The organism is Streptomyces sp. NPDC059895 (assembly GCF_042731035.1).
Classification (GTDB): Bacteria; Actinomycetota; Actinomycetes; order Streptomycetales; family Streptomycetaceae; genus Streptomyces.
This window is the reverse complement of record NZ_JBHWKO010000117.1, coordinates 1-4,488: the sequence shown is the minus strand read 5'-3', so window position 1 is coordinate 4,488 and position 4,488 is coordinate 1. Positions and strand designations below refer to the sequence as shown.

Here is a 4,488-nt window from a genome sequence, read left to right as displayed (position 1 = left end):
AGGATCATGCGAGGGCCGTCCGCCTGTCCGGCGAATCCCCAGGTGAGTGACGGTGTGCGAGCCGTTGTTCGAGGTCAGAGGTTAAATAACAAGCTTAGACGCCATCCGCTTTCCGAACGTGATCGTTTGGTTCGGGCTGGGTGGGCATGAACTCCGGCTGGCGGCGGGAGGGATGGGTGTGGTTCGTCCGTTCGTCTCGCTTGCGGAGGTGGCTGGTGCCGTCGGTGCTCGGTCTGCTGGAGGCCCGGGAGAAGAAGGCCCGGGAAGAGGTCGCGCGGTTGCGGGCCGCCCTCGGCGATGCAGAACGCGCACTTCAGCGTCTTGCGGATGCCCGTGTGACGGTGGCCGAGGTGCTGGCTGAGCCGCTGTCCGCGGTCGTGGGGCCGGTGGGGAGCACGGTGGCGGGGGCAGTGGTGCCGCGACGGGCCGAGGGGATGACGGCGTCGGTCCTGCCTGCGGACTACCAGCGGATCATGTCCGTGCTGGAGTCGGCTGCGGGCGGTGAAGGAATGCGGTGCCAGCAGATGGCCGCGGCCCTGGGCCTTCAGGCGGTCCCGGCGAAGGTCGAGGGGCTGCGGTCGAAGGCGAAACGCCTGGTGGAACGGGGATGGGCGCTCCAGACACGGCCAGGGGTGTTCACCCCGCTCGGGACGTCGGCCGGCTGAAGGCGCCAGGGCGGCGCCCGGCCAGGCGGCTGCTCATGAGCATGGTCATGGACCACAGCACCATGGCCTCGTGCATGGCGGGCAGCGTCTCGTAGTCGCGCACCAGGCGACGCGAGCGCATCAGCCAGCTCAGCGTTCTTTCCACCACCCACCTGCGCGGCAGCACCACGAACCCCGTGGTGTCGTCGGAGCGTTTGACGATCTCGAGCGTGAGGTGAAGCTTCTCGGCCGCCCAGTCGACCAGGTGCCCCGCATAGCCGCCGTCCGCCCAGACGAGCCGGACGGAGAAGTACAGCCTGCGCAGCCGCTCAAGCAGAGGCACTGCGGCGTCCCGGTCCTGCACGTTCGCCGCGGTCACCGCGACGGCCAGGACCAGGCCGAGGCAGTCCACCACCAGGTGCCGCTTGCGCCCGCCCACCCTTTTGCCGCCGTCCCAGCCGGACGTGAAGCGCGGGATGTTTGCCGCTGCCCGCACTGACTGCGAGTCCACGATGGCGGCCGTCGGGTCCACCTCACGGCCCTCCTTCTGCCGCACTTTGTCGCGCAGCCGGTCGTGGAGCTCGGCGAGCAAGCCCGTCACCTGCCAGCGGCGGGCGAACGCGTGCACCCGCCGGTACGGCGGGAAGTCACAGGGCAGGTTGACCCACTTGACTCCGTTGTCGACGACATAGCGGACCGCGTCCAGCATCACGCGGTGGCAATAGCCCTCCGGCCGGCCGCCCCGCCTCTGAAGCCACGCGGGGACCGGCAGCAACGGCCAGAGGACCTGCCACTCCGCCTCCGTCAGGTCGGAGCCGTAACACCGCACGCGGTCCGGTCCGTCCGCCGCGTTGCCGAACCTGTGCGCGAGACAGTCACACGCAGGAGACGGCGCGTTGGACTCCACGGACGAAAGCGCGACAGACTGCGACAACAGGGCCTCCTGGAACTGCTCGGTTGGGATCGCAACCCCGAGCTACCAAGAGGCCCTGCCGCTATGCCCCGACCACCGAGAGATCACCCGAACAGGAACCCTGTTCGACTGATCAAGCCTGTCGAACGGTAAGCGGATGGCTTCTTACTCCTGAACGAGGCCGTAGACAGCCCGTTGAGGGTCGGTTTTGACGATGAGTCCGTCCGCGCACAGGTCGCGCAGGATCTGCCGGACCCGTTTCTCCGCTGCCCGTTGGTCTTCCCACGTGTGACCGTGGTCGCCGAGAGTCTTGATGGCGCGCTGCGGGTCCCAGGTGCCGCCGAGGGCGCGAATCGCCTGGGCGAGGACATGCCGGTCGGGATGATCCTTCTTGCGGTGGTTGGCGATGCTGGCGGGGGCGCCGCTGTAGTTGCAGTCGGCGCACTTCTCCCACGAGCAGTCCGGATCGGTGACGGCGGCGTGGCGGACGGAATGGTGCGAGCCGAAGCCGTGGGCGTGAAGCAGTTGGGCCACGGACCCGTCGTACTTGAGGGCCATGAGCGCCGCTTCGGCGATTTTGTCGTGGCCGGCGGCGAAGAACTTGCCCAGGCCGACGTCCTTCCCGCAGCCGCACCAGCACTTGCCGGTCGGGATGAGGCGAGGCTTCTCATTGCTTGACATGAACCCAAGGTAGCAATCCTTGGATTAAAGTCAAGGAATTAACCCAAGGATGCCATCCAAGGGTTGTCTCGGGCGCGAGCAGGCGTACAGCCGCACGCCGACTTCATGCACAGCAGGGTCAGCGGCGCGCGTCGCCGGGGGCGAGCAGGCTGGTCAGCTCAGAGATCGCCTCGGGGGACGGCTTGAAGTACCGGCGGACGTTCTCCGGTTTCTTGTGCCGGGACTTGGCCATCAGCATCAGCAGGGAGGCGCCCTGCTCTCCGAGGTGGGTGAGGGCGGAATGGCGGTACTCGTGCAGGTCCCAGCCTGTCCCCGGTCCGCGCACGGCGGTGTGCTCATCGAGCAGGGCGCGGGCCTGGCCGTAGGAGAGGCGGGCCAGTCCGGTGTCCGGGCAGACGTCGCGCGGGCTGACCACCTTCCCCGGACCGGGACGGCGATGGGTGACGAACACCGGGCCACGGGTGCGGCCCCGCAGCAGGCGAGGCAGGAGCCGGGCGGTGCCGGCGTCCCAATAGACCGTCTCCAGCACGAAGTCCTCGCGCGCCTGTCCTCGGCGGCGGACCTTGCTGCGGGCGCCCTTGGCCTTGACCGAGCAGCGGCGGGCGGCGAGGTCCAGGTCCTCGATGTTCACGCCGAGGATCTCCTCGGACCGCCCGGCGGTCTCGTAGAGCATCCGCCACAGCGTCTTCTCCCGCAGGTGGACCTCGCGCCGGGCGATGAGCCGGTCCACGGCCATCTTCGAGCGGGCCGGGGGCTCGGAGTCCGGCACTGCCAGCCGCTTCGTCCGGGCCGGGACCGCCGGGCCGTCATACCCGTACGACTCGCACCAGCCAAGCCACGACAGCACCGCCGCCCGGCGGGCGTTCCAGGTGTTGACCGCCGCGGTGCCCCATAGCAGTTCCAGGGCCTCGCCGATCTCGTCGTCCGCGACGGATCCGAGCGGGCGGGCCCCTCCGATCCGCTCGGCGGTCTTGCCGACGCCGGTCGAGTAGCTGCGGACCGTGTTCGGGTTGCGGAGCGAGTCGAGGAAGGCGTCGGCCGCCGCGCGGACGGTCAACGCCTTCCCAGCCGGCAGTTGCACGACGGTGGGCACCACTTCCCCCCTTGCCACAGATAACAGGGCCGCTTCATGTACGGCCCGGAGGACGTCACCGCAGGTGACGAACCAAGCTCCCGCAGATAATAGGGCGTTATCTGCGGGAAGACTTCAGACGGGTTCGGTCGCCGATGCTCCGTCAGCCGCCCATCAGGGCCGACGAAGGCTTAGCGCCGGTTTTCGTTCCGATGTTCCTACCGGCGCCAGAGCCCCGCGAGTTCACGCAAACTGAAGGGTTCTCGGCGGGAACTCAAGGGTCCGTCGTCATGCTATGCGGAGTTGCTTCCGTGGGTTCGAGGCCAACTCGCGACCTTGCCGTTCCTGGTCCCCTGGACGGGCAAGACACCGGAGCGGGTTAGAAGGCTTCTCGAAACCGAGTGTGGGGCTGGGTTCGTGCTGGTCAGGTGTAGTGCCAGGGTGGGTGAGGTAGGTCCGGTGCGTCCGTGAAGGTGGCGTGCTGGAGGTGTGTGATGGCGTCGGTGCTGGGGCGGCTGGAGGAGCGGGAGCGGGCGGCCCGGAAGCGGGTGGAGGAGTTGCAGGCCGAGTTGGAGGCGGCGCAGTCGGAGTGGGACGAGTGGCTGATCGCCCGCAGGCGGGTCGGCGAGGTGTGGGGCGTGGGCGAGAGCGCAGGCCAGGACGGTGAGGCGGGGAAGACGCCGGACGGGGACGAGGCCGTGACGCCGTCGGCGGCGAGGCCCGGGTCGGTTGTTCCGCCCTGGCGGGAGGGGCTGTCGGCCGCGGTGTTGGCGCCGGAGTATCAGCAGGTCATGGGCCTGCTGGCCGAACGCCGCGTCACGGGCGGTCAGCCACTGAACTGCCGTGAGATCACTGCTTTGTTGGGTCTGGAGGTGGTTGCGGCGAAGACGGAGGGTGTGCGGTGCAAGCTCAAGCGGCTCGTTGCGCGGGGATGGGCGCACGAGCCGGTGCCGGGCCGGTTCGCCTGCGGCGATGGCCGAGGCGGCGGGTCATGACCATGGTCATCGACCACAGGATCATCGCCTCTGACGACGCGGGCAGCCGCTCGTAGTCGCGGGCGAGGCGCCGGGAGCGGGTGAGCCAGGCGAAGGTGGAGAGTCGACTCGGGGCGCGGTGGCCGGGTCTCCCCGGCTCCGTTTCCCCGAGCCGCTCACCGAACCGGACGTGCGACTCTCACC

General features: G+C 69.1%; 5 protein-coding genes. 2 read left to right on the top strand and 3 right to left on the bottom strand.

Annotated features, from left to right (window positions below; genetic code table 11):
- Positions 1–215: 215 nt before the first annotated feature.
- Positions 216–665, top strand: coding sequence for a hypothetical protein (locus ACFV9M_RS41815; RefSeq protein WP_385079754.1), 450 nt, complete (start codon positions 216–218; stop codon positions 663–665).
- On the opposite strand, the gene ACFV9M_RS41810 is transcribed toward ACFV9M_RS41815, so the two are convergent.
- The 3 genes from ACFV9M_RS41810 to ACFV9M_RS41800 form a co-directional block, all read right to left on the bottom strand.
- Positions 637–1,473, bottom strand: a complete 837-nt coding sequence (locus ACFV9M_RS41810) for an IS5 family transposase (protein ID WP_385079752.1) — start codon at positions 1,471–1,473, stop codon at positions 637–639. The two genes, ACFV9M_RS41815 and ACFV9M_RS41810, sit on opposite strands and share 29 nt — an antisense overlap.
- Positions 1,474–1,722: 249 nt before the next feature.
- Complete coding sequence (locus ACFV9M_RS41805) at positions 1,723–2,238, bottom strand: hypothetical protein (protein WP_385079749.1); 516 nt, start codon at positions 2,236–2,238, stop codon at positions 1,723–1,725.
- Positions 2,239–2,356: 118 nt separating this feature from the next.
- Positions 2,357–3,331, bottom strand: a complete 975-nt coding sequence (locus tag ACFV9M_RS41800) for a tyrosine-type recombinase/integrase (protein ID WP_385079746.1) — start codon at positions 3,329–3,331, stop codon at positions 2,357–2,359.
- A 473-nt stretch (positions 3,332–3,804) separates the two neighbouring features.
- Between ACFV9M_RS41800 and ACFV9M_RS41795 the strand changes: the two genes are divergently transcribed.
- On the top strand, positions 3,805–4,305 hold the full coding sequence (locus ACFV9M_RS41795) for a hypothetical protein (protein WP_385079744.1): 501 nt from the start codon (positions 3,805–3,807) through the stop codon (positions 4,303–4,305).
- Positions 4,306–4,488 lie beyond the last annotated feature (183 nt).

Coding starts and splice junctions, on each gene's coding strand:
- ACFV9M_RS41795 (WP_385079744.1), top strand. CDS start 3,805: ATGGCGTCGGTGCTGGGGCGGCTGGAGGAGCGGGAGCGGGCGGCCCGG.
- ACFV9M_RS41805 (WP_385079749.1), bottom strand. CDS start 2,238: ATGTCAAGCAATGAGAAGCCTCGCCTCATCCCGACCGGCAAGTGCTGG.